Source organism: Paraburkholderia sp. BL27I4N3 (genome assembly GCF_003386115.1).
In the GTDB taxonomy this organism is placed as follows: Bacteria; Pseudomonadota; Gammaproteobacteria; order Burkholderiales; family Burkholderiaceae; genus Paraburkholderia.
On the sequence record NZ_QREJ01000001.1, the window covers coordinates 1,723,459 to 1,750,055 of the forward strand.

Below are 26,597 nucleotides of genomic sequence, written 5' to 3' on the forward strand. Positions count from 1 at the left end.
GTTCACTCCTTCATCCCGCGCCCGGTTAACTGCAAAAAGACATCCTCGAGATTTGCTGGACGCTGTAAAAGGCGCAGCGCCGCGCGCCCGCGCAACTGTACACACACCCGTTCCGGATCGGACACATAGCAGAAGAGGGTCCCACCACTGACCTCGATACGCTGCGCGTGCGGCGCGATCAACGTGCGCAGCTCATGCGGATTGCCGCCGTGGATCTCGACCACGTGGCTCCCGATCTGTTCTGCGATCAGCGCGCGAGGCCCGCCTTCGGCGATCTTTCGACCCTCCTCCAGCACACACAGTCGGTCGCACAACCGCTCGGCCTCTTCCATGAAATGGGTGGTCAAGAGGATCGTCTTGCCGCGCGCCAACAGGGAACGCAGGCGTTCCCAGATCAGGTGGCGCGCATGCGGGTCGAGACCCGTTGTAGGCTCGTCCATGACCAACAACTGTGGATCGTTGATCAGCGCGCGTGCCAGCATCAGCCGCCGCTTCATGCCACCGGATAGTTCGGTGACGCGCGCATCGACCTTGCTTTCGAGGCGGGCGAATTCGAGCAGCGACGGCACGACCGTTTCAATTTCACGTGTACTCATGCCGAAGTAGCGCCCAAATACCAGAAGGTTCTCGCGCACGGTGAACCCGGACTCGAGGTTGTCGAATTGCGGCACCACGCCGATGCCCATACGTGCCGAGCGAGCGCGCGCCGGCACCGGCTCCCCGAGCACGATGATCTTGCCTGCGTCGGGCGGCGCCATGCCGAGAACCATACGCAGCGTCGTGCTCTTGCCCGCGCCATTTGGCCCTAGCAGACCGAAGCACTCTCCAGGCGCGACGCTGAACGACAATCCGTCGACTACGATCTTGTCGCCATATGACTTCCTTACACCGGCGAAGCTGATTGCTGCTTTGGACATGGAGATAAGAAGGAAAATTACGCGCTCGTCTTGGAGAAAAAGAAGCCGTTTTGCTGCCGCGGCCCGATTGAAAACGCCCTAGCCGATAGAAGATCCTTTGCCTGCCATGCGGAAGAGTTACTGACAATGGAGTACCAGGATTCCGGTGAATGCACTCGCGTTGGGAAGGCGGCAATTGAGCCATTGCGTGAGACGATCGCACTCAAGCGGACGACTGCCGACGGTGGGCGATTCTGGGGTGGCGCAATACTCGAGATCCTATATGTCCGATTAACTAATTGCCATCGAATGCTTCGTCAGACGTTGCTAACGTTGAAGACTCACACGCGTGATCCGGTCGACGGTGCGGAGTCGCAACTCTTGACGCTGAAGTCATGTTCGGCTTTGTAACCGGATCCGGAGTGTCGGGCTGTTTTTCACGAATGTTCGATACGTTGCCTGCAGAGCCACGGGACAGCCAATCGCTATTGCTCAATGTACCCAGCGCATAGGCTTTCAGCGGGAGCAAGAGAAAGAGGTTAATAGGTGTGTGAAGAGAAAAGCCAAGAAATCGAATCTGGCGAGCGCGAACCGATGCCACGCTACAGCGGATCATGGTCCATGATGCGATTATCAGGGCAGTCCACCACGGCACTGTCGCTGTCAATGCGAGCTGCGCGAGCCCCGCTAGAAGCGATAAGGCGAGAAATAGCGAGCCCAGATTCAGTCCGATCACCTCCAGCGTAAGGTAGCGATCGAGACAGGGCAGGAGGCGCAGCGAAAGCAACGTGTCCCGATACGTACTGCGCGCCCAGCGCAGTTGTTGGCGCAGATACGCCCCCAGTCTGTCCGGAACGACTGTCGCCGCAATGGCATCCGGAACGTACTCTGTCCGATAACCTGCGGTCAGCATGAGAATCGTGAGATGGCGGTCCTCGCCGAAGTCGCTCGGTTTCCCCCGAAAAAACTGTGTCTCGTACTGGTCTAAGAGCAAAAGAAGCGCGGACCGGCGGTACATGGCACACGGACCACAGCAACACATAACAGCGCCGAAGCGAGCCTGTGCCGCGCGTTCTTCGTTGCAAGCCAACCAGTACTCCATATCGATCAGGCGGGTCAGCCAGGTGTCGCTCCGGTTGCTGGCCGTCAACTGACCCATGGCGGCGCCTATCGTCGTGTCTCGCATTCTCAATACGAGCTTCTTGACGACATCGGGCGCCAGCGTCGTGTCCGAGTCGACGTTGAGTACCAGTTCCCCGGATGAAGCGCGTATTGCGGCGATTTGTGCCTTGCGCTTTCCCATATTTTGGGGGAGCGTAATGAGGTTGAATCTCGGGTCGCGTGTGTACGCATCGTATACCGGCCTCACAGCGTCGAGATTCGCAGAACCATCATCAACCACATAGAGCCGGAGTTTTCCGGCGTAGTCCTGGTTTGCAATGGACTCCAGGCACGCCGAGAGCGTGCGCGGTTGCTCGTTAAAGCACGGCACGATGATGTCCACGTCAGGCAGAAAGTTGGAGTCGGCGGCATTGGGCGACTTCGGCGGACCACTCGTCGGTAGGCCATGGAGGGCCTGTACGCTTTTGTAAACAGTCGAGAGTAGTGCATACAACAAAACCGGGGCAGTGCTGATTGTGGCAATGGCATTCATAGATGTCGGTTTGTTCAGGGTGGTAGGGGTAGCGAGCTGATTACAAATCCGCAGTCATGCAGTTCTGGAATCAGGCGGGAAAGCGCCATGAGGGTCTGGTCGCGCAGCCCAGCATGACAGCACCGTCCTGACTCGCCGGGAGGACATCCGTCGTGCAAGAGCACAATTGCGCCAGGCCGGACAGAGGCCAGCACTGCGCTGACAATCGCATCGACGCCGGGGCGAGACCAGTCACGCGGGTCGACCGACCGACCAGTCAAGAGCCGCCAGCCCCGCCTTTGCCGTTTCAACGACCACTTCGTCCGTCCATATTCCGTAAGGGGCACGCATATGCCGAACTGTGGCCTGGGGACACGCCATCCGGATGATCCTCTTCGCGTCCAATATTTCGCGTCGTACTTCATCAGGTTCGCATCCAGACAAATCCGGATGAGTCATCGTGTGATTGGCAATCTCGTGTCCCTCGGCGATCATTCGCTGGATCAGCTTCGGCTGGTCCTCTACGTACGCACCGATGACGCAGAACGTTGCTGGCACCCGGTGTTCTGCCAGCACATCGAGGACGTCCGGTGTGCAAAGTGGATTAGGGCCGTCGTCAAACGTCAAGTAGACGTCGCGACGTCCGGCGCGATCGTGGCACTCGTCGCGCGCCTCGGATACGCAATCGAGGACCTTCACAGATCTGGCCCGTTTCGTTCAATTATCGAGCCAGTATGCGGCTCCACGGTCGATCGTCCCATCCGGAAGGCCGCGACGGGCACGGTTTCGGTAAGCTTAGGTGGCGTGTCGAGAGATACATCCGAAAGTGTGGGCATCATGGAGACATACCTAAATCTGTCGTACTACTTAGGTTTATAAATATGAAGTGTTCGATCAATCAGCTAGACTCACATTTCCGTAACGACGGTTCTCACTGTGCAGCACAAGAATTGATTTGTAAAATCGATTGTGTCGATGCCTTTCATCTATAACGTGGATACGTTCAGAAATGCGCTTTACGGTATGTAGATGAAGTGGGTGGCAGATCGTGGCCGCCCGAATGATCGTTGAGCGCGTGTGCCGTTCGAGACGACCCTCCTGACGGTGTCGGACAGAATCGCAGAAGATGGTCAAACAAATATTTGGAACCCATCGCGGAGCCGGTGTTTCATGACGATCCGTATGGATATCGTCCTGGCCGGTCAGCGCGTCAAGCAGTGGCGATGGCGCGCGTGCGTTGCTGGCAATGCCTGGGGGCTGCGCTGAACAAGGCGCCAAATTAGCGACGTGTTCGCGATTTGAACGTCTCGAAGTCATGAAGCGGATTTCGAGCCGTGTCGTTTCGACCGTTCTTTGCCAGCCCGCGATCGCGTACCTTCGTAAAGCGCCACAGTCGCTTCACGACCGCGAAGACATGTTCGACACGCGCCCGGATCTTCGACTTGTTGCGGTTCTTGCGGTGCTGCACCTTGTCGACGTCTCCGCCCGCACGGCGTATGCGCTGATTGGTGAAAGTCAGCCTCGCGGAGTCGACGCATGCCATAAGAAAGTCTGTCTACAACCGGAATCTCGCGACGGAGTTTGCGCACCTGAAACTCGAAGAGATCACACCTTCGCGCCTGATGGCTAGGTGCAAAAAGATCAGGGAACGGAGAGCCGCCGCTCTCGCCGGTGCAGGCACACGATATCGTGCTGCAGGCCTGCCGTTTCGTACAGGCTAGGGGGCTGAAGGTGGACAACCCGGCAGAAGCCATCTGGCCGTCAGTCATCGCGCGGTTCAAGCCTCGCGACCGGGCACTGACGCCCACCGAAATCCATGTTTTCTTCAAGGCACTGGAACGGACGCCCACGTTGCCAACGCGGCATCTGGCTATCAAGTTCCCGCTGCTCACAATGGTGCACAAGTCGGAATTTATCCTCTCAGCTGATCCGAGAGCAGCGTTACCACCCAGCGATGCCGACATCGACAACATCGGGGCCGGGTTCTGAGTCTGTCTTCCTCACCTCGCGGGCGGCGACGCCTGCGGGGCATGGCCGAATCTTGCACTGGTCCTTGCGCCACCGTCTGGTGTCGGATTTACACTGCCGTCAACAAGTGCTTGTGCGTCCCTTGAAGACGGCGTCAACGACACGCCCATCGTGCTGCAAACGGGACAACGGGTTTCTATCGGGTTCGCAGCGGATGAACACATAGGCCATTAGCATACCTAATAAATAACCGAGCACTCGCAAAAAGGACGGTGGTTCGTGCATCATCGGCAAACGGCAAACGGCAAACGGCAAACGGCAAACGGCAAACGGCAAACGGCCAAGCGGTTTTGCAACGTTCATACCAACGCCGAATCGGGTTTGGGCGATGGTGAAGACGCCAAAGCATGGAGATGAACCCGCGCTCGAGTTGCATTTGCGACAAAGACTCGCGGGTTTGTCGGGAAGCTGACGTCGCGAACGTCGCAAGCCACAATTCCGGAAACTTGCGAAAAGCCCTATTCGGCTGGGCTCTCGACGCCTCGTACGCACATGGCACGATAGCTGCGTGAGAGCGATCCGCGCGAACACAATCCGACCGACGCGTGACTCGACGGAAGAAGACAGACGGGACGAACCGCTGGCTGAGGACATGGTCGCGGCTTTGCAGCCCAAACTCGCACCCTGGCTTTCACCTTCTATCTCATTGGAGTACGACAATGTCTCAACTTCGGCAGATCACCTTCGACGGAAAAGGTGGGATCGGCGAGCAGAAGGGTAGCGTACGGGAAGACTACGATGTGCCGTTCGCACACACGCCCGCGTTTTTTGGAAACCATGTGACCGGTTGTGACAATGCGCTACCGGGCATTCTGAAGCGCTCTTGGCGCGGTAAGGCCGGAACTGCCGCCCCGCTTGCACGCGTGCCGGACGACAGCGCGAACTTTATCGGCGGAGACGACGACTTCGTCGTCGGCAACATGAGGGGGATTCGGCGAAACTTCGATCTATTCGGCGTGACGGTCAACATCTGCGATCCATCTGAGATATGGAACGCATCGACCGATGGCGACTTCCGGATGTACAACGGGGGAGCGACAAAGGAGGGAGTAGGATGCGCGCTGAACGCAAAAGCGACATCGGTGTTCCACGAATATTGTTGCGAGAAGGCGAGGAGATTCACCGCCGAGCACGACCAGGAGATTATCGCGTTGAACGCGCCCATCGGCGTCGTAGGTACCGACCATTTCCTTATGACGGGAAGGCGGATTCCTGCAGAGCTTGAAATGGAGCTGTGACAACTAGTCGATGCCATGGCGGACACTCAGCCGAATCTACACGGAAAGCGCTATGCACTCTATGGCGATGCCGACCAGACGCTCGGATTCACTCAATTTCTGCGGGAAGTTAGCGAGGAGCCAGCGCACGTTCTGTCCACCAACGGTACCGATCGCTGCGCGTCGAAAGTGCGGGCGCTTTTGGACGCGTCGCCATACGGTGCACAATGCAAGGTTTACCCAATGCGCGACCTTGGCACCTTCTCGCTGCTATTCATAGAGCCGGTGCAGTTCCTGATCGGCAACACCCATGGCAAGTATCTGGAGCGCCACACCGGGACATCCCTCGTGCGCTTGTATTCCCTATATTTGACCGTCACCACTACCACTGCTACCCGACTTGGGGGGCGGCGGATTGCGGATACTGCTGGCACTGGTCGACGAACTTTTCGAAGCACTGCACGCGAGCACGATTTCTGTGTCGAAGAGCGATTACAGCTATGACATCGTCCGATGACGGCATCATGGCACAGGTATTCCCCGGTCTCGCGAAGCGATCGAGGTATGTCTCTTACTGGCTGAGGAGGGCTTCATGAATCACATCTGGCTTCGATGCGAAAGCAAACGTTTTGAGCGCCGCACGCCCCTTGTACCGGCTCATGCTGCGATGTTGGCCAAGAAAGGCATTGTAGTGACCGTAGAGCATTCGCCCATTCGGTGCTTCCCGGACGAGCAATACGAAAAAGTCGGGTGTGAGATCGTCAAGTCGCATTCTTGGCAAAACGCGCCTTCCGATGCGTACATTCTAGGACTGAAAGAGCTAAGTGAAGACGTCAACGAGGTCCGCCATACTCACATTTATTTTGGCCATGTTTTCAAGCAACAGACGGGCGCGGTTGAGGTGCTAGACCGGTTCCGCCGAGGCGGAGGCACGCTGCTCGATCTTGAGTATCTTCGAGACTTTCGGGGTTTGGAGCTTGTGAGTCGAGGAGTAAGTTTCTGGGCGGGTGTATGTGGGGCGGCCGTGACGCTGGAACTTATGGAACGAAAGATGAGTAATGCGGCAGAAGTATCGCTAGAGAAAACGTTCCATAGTAGCTTTGAAGAGCTAGTAGAGTTTCTGGAGCGGAGGATCGAAAAAGTAAGAAACGCTAGGATCCTCATAGCTGGTGCACGGGGAGTGACTGGATCGGGAGTGCGCTACCTGTTGGAGACCGTTGGCCTCGGTCACGAATGTTGGGGAAGGACGGAGACTGCCTCAGACTCACGTCATGAGCTTCTAGATTTCGACATCTTTTTCAACTGCATACGGTCAGACGAAACAACGACGACACTGCTCCACCCAAAAATGCTCGAAAAGCCGCATCGGCTTTCGATGATTGGCGACGTAAGTTGCGACGCGGCCAGTCCGTACAACCCACTACGTATTTATCGAGAGTCGACCGATTTCTCCAAACCACGACAGACGTGTGGTTCAGGGGAAAACTCCGTTGATATAGTCGCATTGGACAATGTTGCGTCGCTGTTACCTGTGGACGCGAGTTCGGCAATAAGTAGAGAGTTATTCCCTTTCCTTTGTGAGCTTTTTATAAGCGGAGGCTACTACATCGACTCAGCGTGGGGGACTGCATATCTCAATTTCGCCGCGAGTCTTGCGAGGACGAAAAAATGCAAACCAGAAGCAAAAACGTGATTGTGATTGTTGATGGATGGTCGTCGGGGCGATATTTGGCACCGGCTTTCATCGGCCATGGATACGAGTGCATACACATTAGCTCAACAGAAAAAACGTCGCGGTTTGGCTACAAGCCGGTTGACTACATTGCCAACTTTCATTTCGAATCGACCGGCATGTCGGGAATACTCGAAAATCTGCGCGGGTATTCAGTTAAAGCAATCATGCCCGGTAGTGAGTCCGGTGTCGTACTAGCAGATTTATTAGCCGATAATTTCGCTGTTCCGCGAAATGACGCCAGAACAACGCAGGCTCGCAGAAACAAATTTCATATGATCGAAGCACTTAAGAAGGCTGGTATATCCAGTATGAGGCAATTCGCTTCGCGGTCGCTCTGCGAGCTTCTCGCCTGGTACAGTGAATCTGAGTTGGATACGGTCATATTGAAGCCAACAATGGGAGCGAAGTCGGATGGTGTCGCACTTTGTTCGAATGCGAAGGACATAGAAGCTGCCTTCGTGACCACTCATGGGAAACCGAACGTGACAGGAGTAATCAATACGGAATTCGTAATTCAAGAACGTCTTCAAGGCCAGGAGTTGATGGTAAATAGTGTCAGTTGTGAGGGCCATCATTTTGTCACCGATATGTGGATCGGCGTTGGTGGCTTGGTGGACACAATCTCGACAGACGAGTATGCCCAACTCGTAATGCGGCGGACGGAAATTTTCGAGAGGGTCGAGAAATATGTTCTTGAGACGCTGGACGCGCTGGGAATTCGCAACGGCGCGGCACACAGTGAGGTGATGCTGACGGTCAATGGACCGCGGCTTATCGAGTGCGGCGCGCGTCTGACCGGCGCTCAACTCTTCGCGGCCGTCGAGGAGGCGCAGGGATACAGTCAACTTTCTGTGATGGTTGAGACGGTATTGAATTCCGGACAGTTTCAAAGGCGAGTGAACGCATTGCGTGGGTCAAGACAAAAAGGCCTAAGGTTTGTTTACATGTGTTCGAATCGGGAAGGATATGTTGTGAACAATCCAGATCTCATTCGATTTGGCGAATTGGCGACACTGGACCGGATGATTGTATTCCCGAAGATCGGCGATTATCTGACAAAGACGCACGGCAGCCGAGGGCGACCGGGATATGCGTTCCTCTTGTCCAGTGATAATCAAACCTTGGACATGGACTATGTCCGCTTCCGGGAACTCGAGGCAAAAATGTTTCAGCATGTATTGGAGGCATAGGCAACATCCCCAACGACCGGGTCGGTGGACTAACTGGGTTTTCGGTATCCTATGTAAATTGTTAGATTTTCGCTAGGAGCACAGAAAGATGCATGTTCAACAAGCGAGCGGAGTTCGCCTGGCATTCCGAAGAGGGAGATAGACTTGAAATTTGCGAATCTCGTCGAGCGCTTGCAGGGCGAGCGAACGTCGGCGTGGGACATTCACAGGGCGGCTAGGCTGGCGGCCGTTCAAGGCGAAGATGTGATCGTGCTCAGCGTTGGCGATCCGGATTTCCCGACTCCCGCTCCCGTCGTTGAACGTGCCATCTCGGCCCTGCACGAAGACGATACACATTATACCGGCGGCGCCGGTCGGGATAACCTGCGTGAGGCGATCGCGACTGAACATCAGGCCGACAGCGGCCGTGCCGTCACCAAGGCGAATGTAATCGTCTGTGCCGGCGCGCAGAACGGACTGTTCGCGTCGTCGCTCTGCGTCTGCGAGGCCGGCGACGAAGTGCTCGTGCCAGAGCCGATGTATCTGACGTACGAAGCTGCAATTCGCGCCTCCGGCGCCACCCTCGTGCCCGTAGCGGTGGACGCCGCGAATGGCTTCCATCTCGACTGCGAGGCGCTTAGAGCCGCAGTTACCGCGCGCACACGCGCAATCTTCTTCGCGACGCCCTGCAATCCCACTGGCGTGGTCATGCCGCGCGAACATCTTGAACAGATCGCCGCGTTGGCGCGCGAGCGCGACTTATGGGTCGTCTCTGACGAGGTATACGCGGACCTCACTTTTGAGCGCGACCACATTAGCATCGCGTCTTTGGAAGGCATGGCGAGCCGAACGTTGACGTTAGGCAGTTTTTCAAAGTCGCATGCAATGACCGGCTGGCGGCTAGGCTGGGTAATCGGGCCGGAGGCAGCGATCGATCATCTGGGTCGACTGGCACTTTGCATGTTGTATGGACTACCGGGTTTCATCCAACAAGCTGGATTGGCGGCGCTCGAACACCGTCGTTCCGTGGTCGCGCAGATGAGAGACGTGTATCGCCGGCGGCGTGATGCCGTGTTTCAGCGCCTGAATGCCGTTCAGAATCTTCAATGCCTGCTTCCAGAGGCGGGCATCTTCATGATGATCGACATTCGGGGAACGGGAATAGGCACACACGACTTCACGTGGCAACTGCTCCGAGAGAAAGGCGTCTCTCTGCTCGATGCTAGTCGCTTTGGTCCGACTGCAAACGGTTTCGTGAGGCTGGCACTAGTGGTGGATGAGCCGAAGCTCAATGAGGCCTGCAATCGGATCGAGGATTTCGTTCGGCGACGTCGCTAACAATTCGCTCGGACCTACTGATAATGGCGGTCATGTCAGCAAGGAGGCAAAACTATGAAGATCCGCAAACTCGGAAAGAGCAATCTGGAAGTCTCTGCCCTCGGCCTTGGCTGTATGAGCATGAGCGCGGTCTACGGGCCGCCGAGCGACAAGAACGAAATGATCAAGCTGATTCGAGCGGCTCATGATCGCGGCGTTACGCTGTTCGACACGGCCGAATCCTATGGGCCGTTTGTCAACGAAGAGCTTGTCGGGGAGGCGTTGCAACCGATCCGCGATCAGGTGGTTATCGCCACGAAATTCGGCTTCGACATCGACATGGCGACAGGTGAGCGCAGGGGCGGTACGAACAGTCGCCCAGAACATGTGAAGACGGTGGCGGAAGCCTGCCTGAAGCGTCTCCGCACCGACCGGATCGACCTGTTTTATCAACATCGCGCCGACCCTGAGGTCCCGATTGAGGATGTAGCCGGTGCGGTCAAAGACCTCATTGCTCACGGCAAGGTCAAACACTTCGGGCTGTCTGAGGCGGGCGAGCAGACCATCCGTCGCGCCCATGCCGTGCAACCGGTGACGGCCGTCCAGAGCGAGTATTCGCTGTTTTGGCGCGGGCCAGAAGCGGAGCTGTTGTCGACTCTGGAAGAACTCGGTATTGGCTTCGTGTCGTTCAGTCCTCTAGGCGCCGGCTTTCTGACGGGCAGGATCGACGAGTACACCCGGTTCCATCCGACGGACTTTCGCAATACCGTCCCGCGGTTCTCCCCGCAGGCGCGCAAGACGAACTTAGTGCTGGTCGACGTGCTCAAGGCTTTCGCCGCACATAAGAACGCCACACCGGCCCAGGTTGCGCTGGCGTGGCTGCTGTCGCGAAAGCCATGGATCGTGCCGATTCCCGGCACAACCAAGCTGCACCGTTTGGAGGAGAATCTAGGCGCCCTCGACCTCGCCTTTACTGAGGAGGACGTGAGCCAGATCAGTGAGCAAGCATCGAAGATCCAGGTGAAGGGCAACCGGTTGCCCGAAGCGATCTTAAAAGTGTTAGGGTGCTGAGCGCTGTGCGTCTGTACGATCAAATGTGTTTAATTTGGCCAGTTAAGCTTGAAGGGTTTGTTGTTCAAATCGAAACAGGAGTGACGCGATTGCGGAGTTTGCCTCGGCCAAGCTAGAGAAACGGTGACTACGAGGTCGGGCGAGAATGTGGCGTTGGGCAAGAAGCACCCCTTGCTCGACCTTGCTTTATCGTAAGTCAGCAACTGCTTTTCGTGACGACGATCAGGCGATCGCAACGGCCGAAATCATCCATCCATTCCATCCTCAGCGCGGTAGCCGCCTTCACGTCGCACACGACGACAGAACTGGGGCGAGGCCGCGTGATGTTCTACAACGGCGATGCCCGGCTGGTGTCCATCATGGCGTCATGGACTGACGCCGACGTACCGGACTCGTTCGCCAGGCGGCAGCGGGGCGCTCCTGGTTGCGCACGGACGACCTGCGCCGGTACAATGAGTTGATGGCGGAGATTGCGGATCATGTCAAATAAAATGCGCTGCGTCGCGCTCAACCGGTTGTTGCAACACCTTCTGGTCTAATGTCGGGCCAAGAGGAAAAGTAAGTGAATCAAAAATGAAGATGCGTGCTATCACCTGCATAGACGTTGTTGTGGCAGAGATGGAAAGATGGTGAGTCGTTAAGCGACATCGGCCGCTCGCTCGGCATCCATGCAGGCGATTCAATCCGTCAGATCGCAGCGAGCCTGGGCCGGTCACCGTCGACGATCAGCCGTGAAGTAGCCCGCCATGGCGGGCTGAACAAATACGGGGCAGCGCTGGCTGACGCAAACGTGCGGCACAGGGCAGGCTACCGAAACCCTGCCGTCTTGCCGTGAACGCTAAACTGAGTCGGCTAGTCGCCAGAACGGTGCAACTGAGATTGGCGCCACAGCAGATCGCCGGCTGGCTGAAGCAGCAGTACCCCGATGATGAAACCATGCAGGTCTTACACGAAACGATTTACCGCAGTCTGTTCATTCAGGCCCGTGGAGTGCTGAAAGCGGAACTGATGAAGATCTGCGCATGCGCCGGATGATGCGACGTTCGAAGAAAGCGTCAACAAAGGGACAACCGCGCGGGCAGATCATTGATGCGGTATCAATCCGCGAACGGCCTGCCGAAGTCGAAGACCGGGCTGTTCCGGGGCACTGAGAAGGCGACTTGCTGAGCGACTCGAACAATACACGCATTGCCACCCTGGTAGAGCGTCATTCGCACTTCACCATCCTCGTGAAGGTAAAGGGCAAGGACACGGAAAGTATCGTATCCGGGCTGAGCAAACAGGTTCGCAAGCTGCGTGCGGAACTCCGCCGATCGGTCACATGGGACCGGGGCATGGAACTCGCACAGCACAAGCAATTCACAGTCGCCGCCGACATGCAGATCTACTTCTGCAGTCCCCAAAGCCCGTGGCAGCGTGGCACGAAGGAGAATACCAACGGAGTGCTCCGGCAGTACTTCCCCAAAGGCACCGGTTTGGCCGGCTACTCGCAAGGCGATCTGAAGAAGATCACCTTGCAGTTGAACAGCGACCCAGAAAGACGTCGGGTTTCATGACGCCTGCAGATAAACTAAACGCCAGCCTGGGTGTTGCAACCATCGGTTGAACCTGTCGCGGCGTAAATCACATTACGCCGCTTTATTCTTCGATGACTGGCACGATGCACCGGTATTTTCGGCAAATCATGCCAATTTATGCATCGATTAGATAAGCTAATTGTTTTAGGAATATAAATTTTGCAGCATATTTCAAATCACACCGTACGCAGCAAGGGCGCCGCCTTGAAGAAGCTCGGTCTGTAGATCGAACGCCTTAAGCGCCTCGGCGTGCTGAACCCGCATCCCGAACGCGTGCACGCTTCTTGGTTTCAGTCGGGAGATTTTTTCGGCGCCAACGTGACCTGATCCAGCTCAAGCACGAGACGCTGCGTCACGTCAGCGTCCGCGGCACATCGAAGGCCGAAGCGGCGACATTTTTCGGCGTATCTCGCCCGACCTTCTATCAGGCGGAAGCCGCGTTCGCGCGAGATGGGTTGCTTGGCCTCACACCGAAGCAGCGTAGCCCGAAAAGCGCGCACAAGCTCAGCACAGACGTCATGGCCTTCATCGACCAGCGCATTGAAGACGGCGGACCGATTCACGCTCGGGCGTTAGCCGACCGGCTCGAAACCGAGCTCGGTATCTCGGTTCATCCACGCAGCATCGAACGCGCAATAGCGCGAAAAAAAACCGTGGAACTTGCTGCCGCTCGCGATGCCATAGCGCAGGCACCGGTCGCTGCGTACGAGGCGTTACGCACGGCCGTGATCGACGGCAGCCTCGTCCAGAGGGCGCTGCGGCGTTGCGTTACCAAGGCGTGCAGCACGGGCTTCCCATGCTCATTGAAACAGCGACGACTAGGAACCCTTTCTACTGGACACGAACCCGTCGCGCATTTACTGCAGCCGAACGGCGCGTTGGTGCGCCTGTTGACCAATCTCGTGCTGCGCACTCATTCGGGGCTCGTCCATGTCTACTGACCGGTACCAGAAATTACGGCTGACCACCTGCGGCGCGACGCCTTTCTACACGTGCGGCAATCTTCGCTGCGGCAAGTCTTCGAGAACACCGAGAGCATTAGGCGCCAGTACACGCTGCGCGACCGTGCTGTCGCCTTGGCTGGCCGATCGAGCGCATTCATGTCATCGACAGCGACCTCTGTCTGTCAGGAGCCAGCGCGCAGCAGTGTGACCGGTTCCCGCATTTAATGGCCGAGGTTGCGATCGGCCACGCCGGCATCGTACTCGGTTGGAGGTGTCCCGGCTGGAGCGAAACAATGCGGATTGGCATCGCTTGCTTGAACTCGCCGCGCTGACACGAACTTTGATTTTGGACGAAGACGACGTCTACGATAGGTCATGTTGATGCCCTCATCTGTTTGCTCGCGGGGCGATGACGAGATGGTCTCGCACGCCCGATTTGAGTTCCTGGAGTGCAGCGATGCTTTCCGCGGTATCCGGTGTTGACGGCTTTGCGGGTCACGCTGCACATTGATGACGCCGGTGTGGATGCGGCGCTTGACCCAAGAGGTCGAGACCTGCAGACATTGCGCCACCCTGGCAATGGTCAGCCATCCGGCGATATGGCGCTCACGGATTGATCTGGCGTCGTGCAGCACACGATGTCGCTGCCGGATGAGCTGTACGGTCCGTGCTGGGACATGGCTGCATCGGGCCGAGTGATGCCCCTCCTGGGTCAGGATCCCGGCGATCGTGACGTCGTCGATACCGTGCCGGGCAAGTTCAAGCACCCGCGCCTCCATCTCGGCGCCCCGGGAGAGCGCCAGTCCGGCGTGCACCCTGGGTTCAACCTCCAGTTGGGATATTTCGCCACCGCGCCAGACAACACGGATCGTGATGCGGTCGCGCGTGACCCGCTGCAGAATCATTTTATCAATAAGGGAACGCGGCAGAGCCTTCTTGCTCTCGCGATTGACTTGCGGCCGCTGCCAGATTTCCGGTAGCCGGGCGCCGAGCGCAAGAAAGTCGCTTTGCTCTTCAGCGCTCAGCGCCTCCGGTTTGCATGCCTGCGCCTGACGATGGGCGAGCGCATTCTCCGCCTGGCGCAATTCGCGTAGCGCCGTTTCCCACCGCCGTTCAAACTCGGCAGCAATCAAACGGTTATCCGGATCGACGCGATTGTATTGGCGCTCGGCCAGGAGCGCCTGATAGCGTCGCCGTTCGACCTGCTGCGCCTCTGCCCGATTGGTGGCGTCACGGGTCTGCTGTCTTGCATGTTTTGCACGCGCCCAGGCCTCCAGCTCCGCCGGTCCAATTGCCGCGAGGAAGGCCTCAACGACCCGCGCATCGATCAGGTCAGCGGGCAGGTGCTGGCATAGCTGGGCCCCCTGACTGCGCAGCAGATAGTTACAGGCGTAGCTATTGGCATTCTTGTACTGCACCGCCATCTTGTGACCGCATTGCCCGCACCAGACGATGCCCTGGAGCACCGCTGCACCGTCGCGGGGTACCCCGCGCGTCTTGTTTCGCTGATATTCCGCATGGTTATCGCGCAGCATGGCCTGGACCTGTTCGAAACGTTCCCAGTCGAGGTAGACAGGATAACGGTCTTTCACGATGGACGGCGACAATGAACTTGTCCGGTCGGTATAGCGGCGATCATCTTGGCCGGTAGTGAGGAGTCGGAGGCGGCGTAGCCGCCGGAGACGACGAGCTACCGGCGGCGCTGATTCGGCGGAGGCTAGGATGGTCTGACTGAAGCCAAGAAGAAGCGGTCAGCCCCATATCTGGAAGGGCACCATGAGCGAGCCCGAGTTGCACGTGCTGAATGCCAGACTACAGCGCGGGATGCGCAGCCCATCCGTTGACACACTTTCGGTCACCGCGATGCGGTTTATTTCGCCCCTTGAACGGTGCCTGCCTGGCCCCGGCAATTTCACGACCCTTCAGCGTCATGTAATTTGCCCTCCAGACGCTCCTGTACGTATTGGTGCAGCCGTCCCATTAATCGCCAGCTTCGCTCGCTTTGGTCGTTTGGCGAGCCGTTCCGCCTTCCGCTGCGCGACCGATGCACGATACTCGAGGCACCTACCACGTGTCTACTCATTGCGCGCGAGGCCCAAGTTGATTGGTTCGACACGTAAAGTCCCGAGTCGTCCCGACAGGAAAAGGCAGAGCCCGATGCATACGGTTTGCGGGATCTTGATGCAGTCGGGTCTGGCCGTCACCACCGAGGGTATCAGCTGGTCAATAGACACGCGTCCGGAAGCACAGCTTGCGAACACCATGATGGATGCAGCCATCGAGAAGGTGGCCAATAGCAACAACCGGCCCGTCGTCCACTCCGATCGCGCTGCCCATATCGCTGGCCGGGTGGCTCTCGCGCATACGCGATGCGAAGCTGGTTCGCTCGATGTCGCGCAAAGAATGCTCGCCCGACAATGCGACCTGCGAAGGCTTCTTCGGGCGGCTAAAGACGGAGCTGTTCTATTCCTGGGAGTGGCAGGCTGCAACCATTGACCAATTCATTGAGGTAGTTGATTCCTACATCCACAGGTATAACGAAAAGCGGATCAGGATTTCGCTTGGCTCACTCAGCCCGATCGAATACCGAGAGAGCCTCTGCTTTGCGGCATAAACTGTCCAAGATTTCTGCCGCACTCCCGGTGGGTCAGAATTCAGTGCATATATGGACCCGACGCGTTTTGCAAGCTCTTTGTGTTGATGGGAAATGGTCTGCATGCATGTATCCGGCTTGCTCGTGGGCAATTGTCGAAGCACGCCCGCAGCCTTGATGAGATCCGCGTACCCTTGTCCTGAACAAATCAACGGCTTGGATTACACAGCCGGCACCGGAAACAGGTTTCAGGATGCTGGTTCTACCAATTTCGTCATCACGTACTAGTGTCCTGAGTTAGAAATTCATTGCCTTATTTGCGTTATGTACTAACCTGGGTTGCAGGGTTCGCAAATAAGCGAGGCGACGATGAGAGGAAGACCGAAGGCGCCACTGGTTCTGAGTGGGTCGGAACGTGAACAGCTCATAGCGTTGACGATGCGGCGCAAGACGGCACAGGCACTTGCCCTGAGAGCGCGTATTGTGCTGGCTTGCGCCGAGGGCTTCGATAACAACACGGTCGCGACAAGACAACGTGTCACCTCGCATACGGTTTCGAAGTGGCGTTCGCGATTCATCAATCACCGCGTGGACGGGTTGCTCGATGCACCGCGCCCGGGCGCACCGAGGACGATCGAGGATGCGCAGGTGGAGGCGGTCGTCGCACGCACGCTCGAATCCGTGCCCACGGGCGCGACTCACTGGAGCACGCGAACAATGGCCCGCGAGACGGGAATGTCGCAGACAGCCGTGTCGCGGATCTGGCGCGCCTTCGGATTGCAGCCGCATCGGCAGGAGACCTTCAAACTCTCCACTGATCCATTTTTCGTCGACAAGGTGCGCGATATCGTCGGGCTGTATCTGGACCCGCCGCTCAAGGCCATGGTGTTGTGCGTGGACGAGAAGAGCCAGATCCAGGCATTGGACCGCACTCAGCCTGTGCTGCCGCTGGCCCCGGGCATCCCTGAGCGACGCACGCACGACTATATGCGTCACGGCACGACCACACTGTTCGCGGCGCTGGACATCTCCACGGGCGAAGTCATTGGCGAACTGCATCGGCGTCATCGCAGCAGTGAATTCCTGCAGTTCCTGCGCACCATCGAAGCGAACGTGCCACCCCAATTGGATGTCCATCTGGTGATGGATAACTACGGCACGCACAAGACCTCCTCGATCAATACCTGGCTGGCTCGCCATCCGCGTTTCCATGCGCATTTCACCCCTACCTCTGCTTCGTGGATTAACCAGGTCGAACGATGGTTTGCCACGCTCAGCGAGACATACATCCGCCGCGGCACTCACCGCTCCACCCGGCAACTCGAACAGGCGATTCGTCAATACATCCAGATCAACAACACTGATCCGAGACCTTTCAACTGGACCAAATCGGCCGACGATATCCTCGCCAGCGTCAAGCGATTTTGTCTACGAATTTCTAACTCGGGACACTAGAGCTACGCAAACCTGCGTTGGGTGATGCCAGAGTTAGACGTGTATGGTGTTCATGTTGCCGCCGGTTTATACGAGGCGTTGGTACTCAACAGGACCTGGAGAACGCGCGCGTTCTTGTTGGCCAGCGCTACATGGCAATGGACCGCCCAGAGCAATTCCGATCTCGGCCCCAGCTTGCCGCGACAAGCCGGGTGAGAAAGGAACCCGCCGCCGTCCCGGGTAGCCCCTGGCAAGCACAGCGGTGCCGGGACCGGCGTGCAGTCTGCTGGACTCAAGGACGGCGTGCCGCGTCTGACGTTCATCCCTTGCAAGTGGGCCGTCTACCAGATATCGGGTCGGCTTCCGGAGTCGGGACGAATGTCGCTGATACGACGCCAGCGACTGCCGGCTGTTTCGGGGTCCGCTATTGTCGGCAGTAACACTCGTCGGTGTATGGATCAACAACTGTAGGTCTTTGATGGCAATGCTCGAGCTTGACGCAATCCAGCCGTAACATAATTCCGACGGAGTCACTCATTGATGTACTCGTTTGCTGCTGCCTACTAAAAGCACGCCGCTTTGTCGCGCGTACGCAACGATCATCTGACGGCTAGGCCCGACGCCGGGATGCCGCGTAGCCGCCTATGGCGGCTTTCACCCGGCTTCTGCACGCGCCTGTACCTACCGGAGGACGGAGCAGGGCAGGAGGCAAACCGAATAGACCCTTTCATCGTCAATTTGTCCGCGTCGGTCTCGGCCAGCATACTGCGCCGCGGCTCACAGCGATATCAGCCTGCTGGGCAACGAAATCCACCGGTTTGAACTGGATGTCGAGATGCAGGTCGGGATCCGCGATACATGGACGCCCGAAGCAACGGCGGCATTGAACAGCCGGGCTCCGTCAAAGCGCCGGCTATCAAATTCACCGGTTTCGTCTTCGATCCAGCACATCTGAAATACGCGCTTCGAGATGTCGAGCCCGTAGGTCGTGGTAGCCCTGGTCGTTCCTCGCTTCAAAAACGGGAGCTAGCCGCGTCACTTTGGCATATCGAGGAAGGTCGCATCGGTACAGACTTGGCTCCTGCGACTTCAGCACGCCCTTTCTTTCCCCGAGCGGAGGGCGGCGTTCATGCCATCTATCCACTTTGCCAGCTGACACCAGCGCCGCTCAGGGTGGTAGCTAGCAAGCGCGAAAGTCGCGGCGGTACGCCGCAGCGAGGCGCCCAGGCACAGCAGTTCCAGAACCTGGTGCTGCAGCGCCCAGCCAAACTGGTGGTGCGGGCGGATGCAGCGGCAGGCGTGAAAACAGGTACGTCGGCATGACGGACAACGGAAACGCGGCTGAGGTCACAGTCGACACGACGGTCGGCCCTGCAGTCGTAACAACCGTGCCCCGTGCCCGCACGAGATGGCGCCGCGCCATACCAGCGAGCAGTTCGTGGCCTTCCTCACCGACGTTGTAGCCAGCCAGCGGCCCAAACAAGAGATCCATGTGATCTGCGACAACGTCAGCAGTCACAAGACCCCGCGCGTGCAAGATTTCCTGCGGCAACACCGAAACGTGCGGTTGCATTACACGCCGACCTATACCTCCTGGCTAAATCAGGTGGAGAACTGATTCTCGCGCATCCAGCGCGACGTGTTTGCGCGAGGCATCTTCACCACGGTAAAGGATCTGGAGCGCAAGCTGATGCGCTATATCCGCGAGCACAACAAGAATCCCAGGCCGATTAAATGGAAGTACGACGATCCATCGCGGCGAGTTCGATCAGTGCCATTTCAACGACGCAGTCGGCTAGTGGCCGTGATAAAGCGATCTTATCTCCTTCATCGCGCAAACTCACCCGTACAACCATCCTGCTAACGTGGAAGAGATCATCAATCCCCGAACCACCATCGTTGATATGCTCGCCCGCCGTCAAGCTCCCATGCGCTGGAAATTGTTTTGGTATGCTTCACGTTGCTTCTGCGTGCGCTAACCTTGTTTGCGAAGAACGGAATCAAATAACCTCCGTCGTCGCTACAGATGGCTTGCATCTCTGCGTATATCTCAGAACGCCTTTTCTGATCGAGCATTGACTTCGCCGTCAGAAGAAGCGACTGAAACCTGTCATTGTGCCAGTGCGTATCATTCCACGCAGCGCCATCCTCAAAGAACTGCGAGAACACAACGTCCGGTGTTGGTCTTTGCCCGGCGTTGACAACGACGAACGGCTTTTTTAACCACACATTTGACCAATAACCGTCAGCAGATTCCCGGACCACTCCGATGTCGATCCCTGCCTTCGATGCGCCCTGCGCGAACAGAACTGCCATGTCTACGGCGCTAGCGCCTGCAGCATCACTTGTCGAAAGTTGAACCTTAAGCGAATCGAGTCCTGCTTTTCGAAGATAGAACTTAGCCTTGTCGGGATCGTAGTGACGTTGCGGAATTTTCGCGGCGTAGGGCATGATCGGGCTCACTGGTTGATCGTTTCCCACCGTCGCGTGACCGTTCATAATCTTCGCGATGATTTCTTCGCGATTTAACGCATATTTCAGCGCGAGTCGGACATTCGGATCCTTGAACGGCGATGACAGACAATTCATCGGCATCCCGTTGTAGCTACCGCCCGCGACCTCGTCGATTGCGACTGACCGATTGCGACTCAGAAGAGGTAAGATTCTCAGGTCAAGGCTTACGATGGCATCGGCCTCGTTGTTGAGCAGCGCCGTCTGCCTAGCGTTGACGTCGTTCAATACCATCAGGTGAAGCGCATCAAAGTACGCCTGGTCAGGTCTGTGATACCTGTCATGACGTGTTAGTTCTGCGCCTATACCGGGCTGGAAGCGGACAATTTTGTACGGTCCAGCGCCTATTCCCGATCCCCAGTCAATCCCGCCATTACCGTCTCCGGGCATGATCGGGAAGTGGTAGTCTGCCATGAGATAAGGTAGGTCTGCCATGCCGGCGCTCAGCTTGATAACGACAACACCAACACCATCAGCGCTAATGTCCGCGATGTCCTTCAGGAGGGTCTTAGCGCCAGATGTGGAACCTGGCCGTCGATGGTAGTTAATTGAGGCTACGACGTCGCTCGCAGTTAATGTCTTGCCGTTATGAAATTGCTGGCCGCGAAAGAGCTTGAACTTCCATACCTTGGCATCGGGCGACGACTCCCATGATTGAGCCGAGTCCGGCCCTACCTGGTTGGACGGAGTGGTCTCAGTCAGGTATGTTCTAAATGCATACCCCAACTGGATCATGTACAGACTGGCTGTCGTTGCCGGATCAAGCGAATCGGTCGTGCTGCCGTCGCTTAGCCCCGCGCGGAAGGTCCCTCCTTTTTTCGGCGTGGCGTATGCAGTTTGTGCCCACAAAGAAGGGGCAGTCGCACCTAGCCCGAGCGCCCCGGATGTTTGCAAAAATTGTCTGCGGGAAACTTGGGATCTGGAGACGTCTCGCAAGAGAAGCTCCAGTTTATAGCCCATTTCGTTATTCATATTTCCTCGTTGTGCGTAGAATGGATTGCGGGTTTTTGGAATGTGCGAGCTAAAGTGAAAAACAACCGTCTCTTACGTCCGGTCAAGCGCCGAGCGGATTGCTCATGCCGTTTCGCTCCAATTAGCGATGAAATTTCCCAACTTGCGCAGCTCCCTCTGGTTGAACCACGCCTATGGTCTGTATGACCCGCGACGGTTAAACCGAAGACTTAAGTCTTGTGGAACCCTTCGGCCGCCTTTGACTGATCGTCGAGTCAAGCCATCCAGGGTCAGTTTGCGGAACTGATGAAAGAAGCAATTCGGTGTAGGGAGCATATGGTGGGGCCATAATGGCCTCCTTGCTTCCCTGGTCAACTATTCGCCCATTCTGCATTACCACCACTTCGTCACTGATGGCTTTTACTACGCCGAGATCATGTGTAATGAAGATATACGTCACACCGAACTCCCTCTGCAGTTTCATCAGCAACTTAAGTACGCCCTCCTGCACGACCTGGTCGAGGGCTGAGGTGATTTCGTCGCAGATGATGAGCTCAGGACTAGCCGCAAGAGCACGGGCGATGCTTACGCGCTGCCTCTGGCCACCAGAAAGCTCAGATGGCCGACGCGAGGCGAAGCTATCATCGAGTTCAATCTTCTTGAGTAAATCTGACACTCGTCTGGATAGCTCGGGATCGGTGATTTTTGAATAGAACGCGAGCGGACGAGCAAGGATATCCCGCACGGTGTGATGCGGATTCAGTGCAGTATCGGCCATTTGATAAATCATCTGTACGCGGCGGAGCTGCTCGCGGGAGCGATTCACATAAGAACTAGGAAGAATTCGGTCTTCGAGCACAACCTCACCACTACTTGGAATCAGTAAACCTGCAATCACCCGAGCTATCGTGCTTTTACCCGATCCGCTTTCACCGACGATTGCAACAGTCCTCCCTTTGGGGATAGTCATGGTTATTTGATCAAGAACCTTGACGCTGCCGTAATGCGCTGAAACGCCTTCTAGTTTGAGAAAAACCTCTCGAGATTGATTGGCAACGAACGGCTTTTCCAGCGACCGTACAGCCCACAATGAGCGTGTGTACTCGTGTTTCGGCTCATCTATCATCTCTCTCGTGGGCGCTTCCTCTACGCATTTTCCCTTGTGAAGAACCATAAGACGTGTAGCCATTTGGGACACTATCGCGAGGTCATGCGTGACGAAAATAGCGGCCACGTGATAACGTTCAACGACATCCTTGATCGCGGCCAATACCTCAATCTGCGTCGTCACATCGAGAGCGGTTGTGGGTTCATCAAAGATGATCAGATTCGGTTCCGGCGACATTGCCATCGCTGTCATCACTCGCTGCAGTTGACCGCCGGATACCTGGTGTGGATAGCGCCTGCCTATCTGTTCGGGTTCAGGAAGCAGTAACGCGCGAAACATATCCTTGGCATCCCGGGCCGCATTGCGACGGGTCTTGATGCCATGGACCACAGCACTTTCCACTGTCTGCCGTATGAGTCTCTGCGATGGATTGAAGGAAGCTGCGGCGCTCTGGGCGACATAGGTGATTTGTGATCCGCGGATGTTCAGTCGCTCCGACTCCGACGCGGTGACAAGGTTTCTGTTCAAGAACTCGACCTTTCCGCTCACGATTCTGCACCCCGGCCGCACATAACCCATGGCTGCCAGCCCCAGCGTCGACTTGCCTGAGCCCGATTCACCTATCAGACCTACGACTTCACCGCGATGTACACGAAGATCAATGTCGTCGATAATCCTATGCCATTGACCTTTGCTGAAACCGTCAATCACAAGGCCTTCCACGTGAAGAATCACATCGCTTTCACTCAGGTTCCTATTGGTCATCGCGTTTCCTTCAATCCGCCAACGAGTTGAAGAGTCCAATCTATTATCAAATTCATCGAGATGGTCACCATGCCTATCGCGAACGCCGGAATGAGCGGCGTTAGCGCAAGCATGGGATCGCTATCCAGGAATCCCACCAATGAAGCATTTTCCCGGACCATTGATCCCCAGTCCGCGGTTGGCGGCTGAATACCGACACCTAAAAATGAGAGCGCAGCGACGGTGAGAAAAACGTAGCAAAAGCGTATTCCAAACTCTGCTACAAGAGTCGGGATGATGTTGGGTAGAATTTCTCGCCGCATGACCCAAATCCAGCCTTCCCCCCGCAGACGGGCAACCTCGACAAATTCCATTGCTACAACGTTGACTGAAACGGCCCGAGTAAGACGATAGACCCGGGTGGCATCGAGAAAAGCAATGATCAGCACAAGGTTGAGTACGTTTGTACCGAATACGGACAGGAGCATCAGGGCGAAGATCAAAGTCGGGATTGCCATTAGGATGTCGTTCACGCGACTCATGATCTGATCTGTCCAGCCACCGCGGATCGCAGAAAGGGAACCGGCCGTCGCCCCAACGGAAAAGGAAAGCGTTGTGGTTGCTACTGCGATGAGGATGCTGTTTCGACCACCGAAAAGAAGGCGGCTAAAGACGTCTCGTCCCAACTGATCTGTACCTAACCAGAACTGGCTGCTCCAAGGTGCTAAAACGGCATCAAACGTTTGGGTTTGGCTGTAGGGTGCAATTATCGGGGCAAGGGCTGCTGCCGAGAAAACCAATAGAAGTATCGTCGTGGCGATCTTTACGTTCGCCGGCGACGAACACATCAAAGCGATAATTCGGTCAGTACGAGAGTTCTGATCGAGACCAGCCGACGAATCCGGCTGGGTTGACGCGTGATGGATTGTATTCATGAGTTATCTCGGATGCAGGAGCCTAGGATTGCTTAGTATTGAAGCGACGTCAGCGAACAGGTTTAGAACGATATAGATACCACCAAAAAGAAGCGCGCAAGCTTGAACCACGGGAATGTCGCGGCTGGCCACAGAGTCCACCATTAACTGGCCCATGCCGGGGTAAACAAAAATCACTTCAATGATGACAACGCCAACTACCAGATAGGCGAGATTGAACGCGATGACGTTGGCGATCGCCGCAACTGCATTTGGAAGAATGTGCAATGCAATGATCCGCGTGCGCCGGAGGCCCTTCAGGTTGGCCATCTCGACGTATGATTGCGTCAAGAGCGAAACAATTGCAGTACGCGTCATTCTCATCATGTGAGCCGTCACAATGAGCGTCAGTGTGAGCGCTGGAAGGAGAGTGACATAAAACCTATGTACGAGCGAGGAGTCGGGGCCAATTGACGCTATTGACGGAAAAATCCCGAGCTTCGAGCTCATGAAAAGAATCATGAGATACGCGATAAAGAATTCCGGAAACGAGATGGCGCCGAGTGTTATCAAATTCACTACTCTGTCGTACCAGGAATTTCGGTAGATCGCGGCCGTGATCCCAAGAACCAATGAAACCGGAACGGCTATGAGAGCGGTTAGACATGCGAGGAACAGGGTGTTGCCGAGACGAGGAAGCACGATTCCAGAAACCGATCGACCGCCCGTTGGCGACCATCCTGAGAAAGAGAATCCGAGGTCCCCGCGGCAGAGGTGTTCGATCCAATGCACGTACCGCAACGGCGATGGCTGAGCAAGTCCAAGTTGCGTTCGCAGCGCTGACACTGTTTCTGGAGTGGCCGATTGTCCGAGTATGGCACTAGCGAAATCTCCCGGCAGCATTTGCACAGAAAAAAATATGACCATCGAAACTGCAAGTGCTGTCACCACGCCTAGCACGATTCGTTGCAGTAACAAGATCGAGAGTTTTCTCACGTCACTGTCCTTTATCCTGTTCCAACCTGTCGCCATTTGCCCGCGAGATAGTCGGTAAATGGCCTGTTTTTCTGCGTGCGAAGTTGGACCCTCGTCGGCTCTGGGCTCCGAGTGGCCCTTGGAACCAACTTCCCATGGCAGACGATGGCTTCCGGTCGAGACGTTCGAAGCCGTTCCGAGAGGTATCGCGAATGAGGGTGAGCCTCGGATCCGTGATCGAATTTCGTTTTTGGTTCATTCCATCAAGGCACTCCGCGGAAAGCGGAAAATGATCAACAGAAAGCGCGTGCTTGTCCGTTAGTGATGCGCGGGCGGATGTTGCGAAAGTTTGTAGCCTTCTCGAAGGCCGCCGCTAATTGGATAAGTTTGTGTTCCATAAACGGTTTTGCTGCTATCTGAACCGACACTGGCATGTGGTCTATCCCGAATCCGGAGCAGAAGACGATGCTTGGCCAACCAGTGATATTGAACGGTTCGTAAAACCCTGGTTTTTCCAGATCACCCCACCTGGGCACATCCGTCATGAATGGAGCTCCATTGGCTGCACCCGCGGTAACAATCACGTCCACGTCGGCAGTTGCGGCAGCCGTTGCCATACATAACCGTCTGCGCTGCCTGACTGCGTTGACATAATCGGCGGCACTGAGTGTTGCGCCTAGCAATAGTCGAAGTCTTAGCTGCTCGCCGAAGTCAGATGGGTTGGAGCGCAACGCCTTCTCGTGAACGGAATAAGCCTCTGCTGTCAAGATCACGAAACACGTTGCCCGATACTCTTCTAGCCGCGGCATCGTCACCTGGTCTACATGTGCGCCCTGTTCCGTCCAAACTGAGATTGCGCGATCCAGACCTTCCTTGACAGCGGGCGTAACGGGGTGTTCTGTTTCATGCCAGTCTGACGCGATACCAATACGAATCCCTCGCACGTTATCTTCAGCCCGCACAGCGAGATCCGCAGGCGCTCGCTTTGCGCTGGCCGGATCCTCGCGGTCATATCCGGCCATTTCCTCAAGAAGCAACGCACAATCTTCGGCGGTCCAGCACAAGGGTCCAACATGATCCAAGGAGGGCGCGAGCGGTAAGATGCCCCGTTTGCTGCATAGACCGTATGTCGGCTTCAGCCCCACAACGCCGCATAGGGCCGCCGGCGCAGCGATTGAGCCCGCTGTATCAGTGCCTGTACCGCCTAAAATAAGGCCGGCCGCAACGGCAGCGGCAGTACCGCTCGATGAACCGGACGTGAAGCGCCGTGTATCCCACGGGTTCCGGGCTGGCGGCCACGGCAGATCGAATGACGGTCCACCTAGCGCAAATTCGTGCATCGCCAGTTTGCCCAACGATATCGCGCCTGCATCCGCGAGCGAACGCACGACGTGAGCATCACCTTCCGGCACCCAACCTTTGAGATGTTTCGAATGCGCACTAGTCTGGACGCCCTTCGTGAAGAGAATATCTTTGTGGCCGATTGGAATGCCGTCCAGCCTTCCACGTAGCTCGCCTTTCATCATCCGGTGTTCGGCCTCAATCGCTTCTTGGCGCGCCCTGTCCACCGTTACTGTAATGAATGCATTCAAGCTGGCGTCGACAGACTCGATCCTCGTTAAACACGCGTCGATAAGTTCGACCGGTGATAGTTTGCGCTTGTGTATCAGGTTCGACGCTTCAGCAATCGTAGGTATTTGCATCAAAAGATCCCTATGCAGCTAGATTGTCGAGCACTGTAAAAATATGGGAATGCTCGACGGCTTCGTTGTTTTCAATG

Annotated in this window: 17 protein-coding genes and 8 pseudogenes; 13 read left to right on the forward strand and 12 right to left on the reverse strand. The window is 56.5% G+C overall.

The window, feature by feature from the left end; translation table 11 throughout:
- Positions 1 to 2: 2 nt before the first annotated feature.
- The 4 genes and pseudogenes from nodI to B0G71_RS07945 form a co-directional block, all read right to left on the reverse strand.
- Positions 3 to 917, reverse strand: a complete 915-nt coding sequence (gene nodI, locus B0G71_RS07925) for a nodulation factor ABC transporter ATP-binding protein NodI (RefSeq protein ID WP_116140856.1) — start codon at positions 915 to 917, stop codon at positions 3 to 5.
- A 274-nt stretch (positions 918 to 1,191) separates the two neighbouring features.
- Positions 1,192 to 2,550 carry a chitooligosaccharide synthase NodC gene (nodC, locus tag B0G71_RS07930; protein ID WP_116140858.1) on the reverse strand — a complete coding sequence of 453 codons (1,359 nt, stop codon included), beginning with the start codon at positions 2,548 to 2,550 and terminating at the stop codon, positions 1,192 to 1,194.
- 231 nt (positions 2,551 to 2,781) lie between these two features.
- Positions 2,782 to 3,228, reverse strand: coding sequence for a polysaccharide deacetylase family protein (locus B0G71_RS07935; RefSeq protein WP_258875527.1), 447 nt, complete (start codon positions 3,226 to 3,228; stop codon positions 2,782 to 2,784).
- A gap of 580 nt (positions 3,229 to 3,808) precedes the next feature.
- A pseudogene (locus tag B0G71_RS07945) lies at positions 3,809 to 4,039 on the reverse strand (transposase); the annotation flags it as partial.
- A gap of 1 nt (position 4,040) precedes the next feature.
- On the opposite strand from B0G71_RS07945, the pseudogene B0G71_RS07950 reads away from it, so the two are divergent.
- A pseudogene (locus B0G71_RS07950) lies at positions 4,041 to 4,452 on the forward strand (site-specific integrase); the annotation flags it as partial.
- A 165-nt stretch (positions 4,453 to 4,617) separates the two neighbouring features.
- Here the strand turns inward: B0G71_RS07950 and B0G71_RS40905 are convergent.
- Positions 4,618 to 4,860 (reverse strand): hypothetical protein, encoded by a 243-nt coding sequence (locus tag B0G71_RS40905; RefSeq protein ID WP_147308664.1) that lies wholly within the window; start codon positions 4,858 to 4,860, stop codon positions 4,618 to 4,620.
- A 404-nt stretch (positions 4,861 to 5,264) separates the two neighbouring features.
- On the opposite strand from B0G71_RS40905, the pseudogene B0G71_RS07955 reads away from it, so the two are divergent.
- The 8 genes and pseudogenes from B0G71_RS07955 to B0G71_RS41920 all read left to right on the forward strand — a co-directional run.
- Positions 5,265 to 6,291, forward strand: a pseudogene (locus B0G71_RS07955) (nitrogenase component 1); the annotation flags it as partial.
- 75 nt (positions 6,292 to 6,366) lie between these two features.
- The gene (locus B0G71_RS07960) at positions 6,367 to 7,467 is read left to right on the forward strand and encodes a saccharopine dehydrogenase (protein ID WP_116140860.1); all 1,101 of its coding nucleotides are present in this window, start codon (positions 6,367 to 6,369) and stop codon (positions 7,465 to 7,467) included.
- A complete protein-coding gene (locus tag B0G71_RS07965) occupies positions 7,443 to 8,699 on the forward strand; it encodes an ATP-grasp domain-containing protein (protein WP_116140862.1) in 1,257 nt (418 codons plus the stop codon). Before B0G71_RS07960 ends, B0G71_RS07965 begins: the two co-directional genes overlap by 25 nt.
- A 144-nt stretch (positions 8,700 to 8,843) precedes the next feature.
- The gene (locus B0G71_RS07970; RefSeq protein ID WP_116140863.1) at positions 8,844 to 10,016 is read left to right on the forward strand and encodes a pyridoxal phosphate-dependent aminotransferase; all 1,173 of its coding nucleotides are present in this window, start codon (positions 8,844 to 8,846) and stop codon (positions 10,014 to 10,016) included.
- Between the two features lie 54 nt (positions 10,017 to 10,070).
- On the forward strand, positions 10,071 to 11,066 hold the full coding sequence (locus B0G71_RS07975) for an aldo/keto reductase (protein WP_116140865.1): 996 nt from the start codon (positions 10,071 to 10,073) through the stop codon (positions 11,064 to 11,066).
- A 604-nt stretch (positions 11,067 to 11,670) separates the two neighbouring features.
- Positions 11,671 to 12,672 (forward strand): annotated as a pseudogene (locus tag B0G71_RS07985) (IS30 family transposase).
- Positions 12,673 to 12,927: 255 nt separating this feature from the next.
- Positions 12,928 to 13,074, forward strand: a pseudogene (locus B0G71_RS42625) (hypothetical protein); the annotation flags it as partial.
- Between the two features lie 87 nt (positions 13,075 to 13,161).
- Positions 13,162 to 13,584: a hypothetical protein gene (locus B0G71_RS41920; protein ID WP_258875528.1), complete on the forward strand. Its 423-nt coding sequence runs from the start codon at positions 13,162 to 13,164 to the stop codon at positions 13,582 to 13,584.
- A 224-nt stretch (positions 13,585 to 13,808) separates the two neighbouring features.
- Here B0G71_RS41920 and B0G71_RS41285 read toward each other — a convergent pair whose 3' ends face one another.
- Positions 13,809 to 15,194 carry a zinc ribbon domain-containing protein gene (locus B0G71_RS41285; protein WP_181916739.1) on the reverse strand — a complete coding sequence of 462 codons (1,386 nt, stop codon included), beginning with the start codon at positions 15,192 to 15,194 and terminating at the stop codon, positions 13,809 to 13,811.
- Between the two features lie 223 nt (positions 15,195 to 15,417).
- Positions 15,418 to 15,662: pseudogene (locus B0G71_RS08005) on the reverse strand (IS30 family transposase); the annotation flags it as partial.
- Positions 15,663 to 15,801: 139 nt separating this feature from the next.
- On the opposite strand from B0G71_RS08005, the pseudogene B0G71_RS08010 reads away from it, so the two are divergent.
- The 4 genes and pseudogenes from B0G71_RS08010 to B0G71_RS08020 form a co-directional block, all read left to right on the forward strand.
- A pseudogene (locus B0G71_RS08010) lies at positions 15,802 to 16,201 on the forward strand (transposase); the annotation flags it as partial.
- 348 nt (positions 16,202 to 16,549) lie between these two features.
- A complete protein-coding gene (locus B0G71_RS08015; protein WP_116140867.1) occupies positions 16,550 to 17,635 on the forward strand; it encodes an IS630 family transposase in 1,086 nt (361 codons plus the stop codon).
- An 837-nt stretch (positions 17,636 to 18,472) separates the two neighbouring features.
- The gene (locus B0G71_RS40910; RefSeq protein WP_146014278.1) at positions 18,473 to 18,937 is read left to right on the forward strand and encodes a hypothetical protein; all 465 of its coding nucleotides are present in this window, start codon (positions 18,473 to 18,475) and stop codon (positions 18,935 to 18,937) included.
- An 88-nt stretch (positions 18,938 to 19,025) separates the two neighbouring features.
- A pseudogene (locus B0G71_RS08020) lies at positions 19,026 to 19,478 on the forward strand (transposase); the annotation flags it as partial.
- Between the two features lie 14 nt (positions 19,479 to 19,492).
- On the opposite strand, the gene B0G71_RS08025 reads toward B0G71_RS08020, so the two are convergent.
- The 5 genes from B0G71_RS08025 to B0G71_RS08045 all read right to left on the reverse strand — a co-directional run bounded on the left by B0G71_RS08025 (position 19,493) and on the right by B0G71_RS08045 (position 26,520).
- The gene (locus tag B0G71_RS08025) at positions 19,493 to 21,097 is read right to left on the reverse strand and encodes an ABC transporter substrate-binding protein (protein WP_220377320.1); all 1,605 of its coding nucleotides are present in this window, start codon (positions 21,095 to 21,097) and stop codon (positions 19,493 to 19,495) included.
- A gap of 196 nt (positions 21,098 to 21,293) precedes the next feature.
- Positions 21,294 to 22,949 carry an ABC transporter ATP-binding protein gene (locus B0G71_RS08030; RefSeq protein WP_102630900.1) on the reverse strand — a complete coding sequence of 552 codons (1,656 nt, stop codon included), beginning with the start codon at positions 22,947 to 22,949 and terminating at the stop codon, positions 21,294 to 21,296.
- Positions 22,946 to 23,863, reverse strand: a complete 918-nt coding sequence (locus B0G71_RS08035; RefSeq protein WP_116140869.1) for an ABC transporter permease — start codon at positions 23,861 to 23,863, stop codon at positions 22,946 to 22,948. The genes B0G71_RS08030 and B0G71_RS08035 overlap by 4 nt, the downstream gene beginning before the upstream one ends.
- Before the next feature lie 3 nt (positions 23,864 to 23,866).
- Entirely contained in the window at positions 23,867 to 24,838 is a 972-nt protein-coding gene (locus tag B0G71_RS08040; RefSeq protein WP_116148400.1) for an ABC transporter permease, read from the reverse strand.
- A gap of 272 nt (positions 24,839 to 25,110) precedes the next feature.
- A complete protein-coding gene (locus B0G71_RS08045) occupies positions 25,111 to 26,520 on the reverse strand; it encodes an amidase (RefSeq protein ID WP_116140870.1) in 1,410 nt (469 codons plus the stop codon).
- Positions 26,521 to 26,597 lie beyond the last annotated feature (77 nt).

What these genes read in the sequence shown, in the direction of transcription:
- nodI (WP_116140856.1), bottom strand. Translation starts at nt 917, where the DNA reads ATGTCCAAAGCAGCAATCAGCTTCGCCGGTGTAAGGAAGTCATATGGC.
- nodC (WP_116140858.1), bottom strand. Translation starts at nt 2,550, where the DNA reads ATGAATGCCATTGCCACAATCAGCACTGCCCCGGTTTTGTTGTATGCA.
- B0G71_RS40905 (WP_147308664.1), bottom strand. Translation starts at nt 4,860, where the DNA reads ATGAACGTTGCAAAACCGCTTGGCCGTTTGCCGTTTGCCGTTTGCCGT.
- B0G71_RS07960 (WP_116140860.1), top strand. Translation starts at nt 6,367, where the DNA reads ATGAATCACATCTGGCTTCGATGCGAAAGCAAACGTTTTGAGCGCCGC.
- B0G71_RS07965 (WP_116140862.1), top strand. Translation starts at nt 7,443, where the DNA reads ATGCAAACCAGAAGCAAAAACGTGATTGTGATTGTTGATGGATGGTCG.
- B0G71_RS07975 (WP_116140865.1), top strand. Translation starts at nt 10,071, where the DNA reads ATGAAGATCCGCAAACTCGGAAAGAGCAATCTGGAAGTCTCTGCCCTC.
- B0G71_RS41920 (WP_258875528.1), top strand. Translation starts at nt 13,162, where the DNA reads ATGGCCTTCATCGACCAGCGCATTGAAGACGGCGGACCGATTCACGCT.
- B0G71_RS08015 (WP_116140867.1), top strand. Translation starts at nt 16,550, where the DNA reads ATGAGAGGAAGACCGAAGGCGCCACTGGTTCTGAGTGGGTCGGAACGT.
- B0G71_RS40910 (WP_146014278.1), top strand. Translation starts at nt 18,473, where the DNA reads ATGGACGCCCGAAGCAACGGCGGCATTGAACAGCCGGGCTCCGTCAAA.
- B0G71_RS08025 (WP_220377320.1), bottom strand. Translation starts at nt 21,097, where the DNA reads ATGAATAACGAAATGGGCTATAAACTGGAGCTTCTCTTGCGAGACGTC.
- B0G71_RS08030 (WP_102630900.1), bottom strand. Translation starts at nt 22,949, where the DNA reads ATGACCAATAGGAACCTGAGTGAAAGCGATGTGATTCTTCACGTGGAA.
- B0G71_RS08035 (WP_116140869.1), bottom strand. Translation starts at nt 23,863, where the DNA reads ATGAATACAATCCATCACGCGTCAACCCAGCCGGATTCGTCGGCTGGT.
- B0G71_RS08045 (WP_116140870.1), bottom strand. Translation starts at nt 26,520, where the DNA reads ATGCAAATACCTACGATTGCTGAAGCGTCGAACCTGATACACAAGCGC.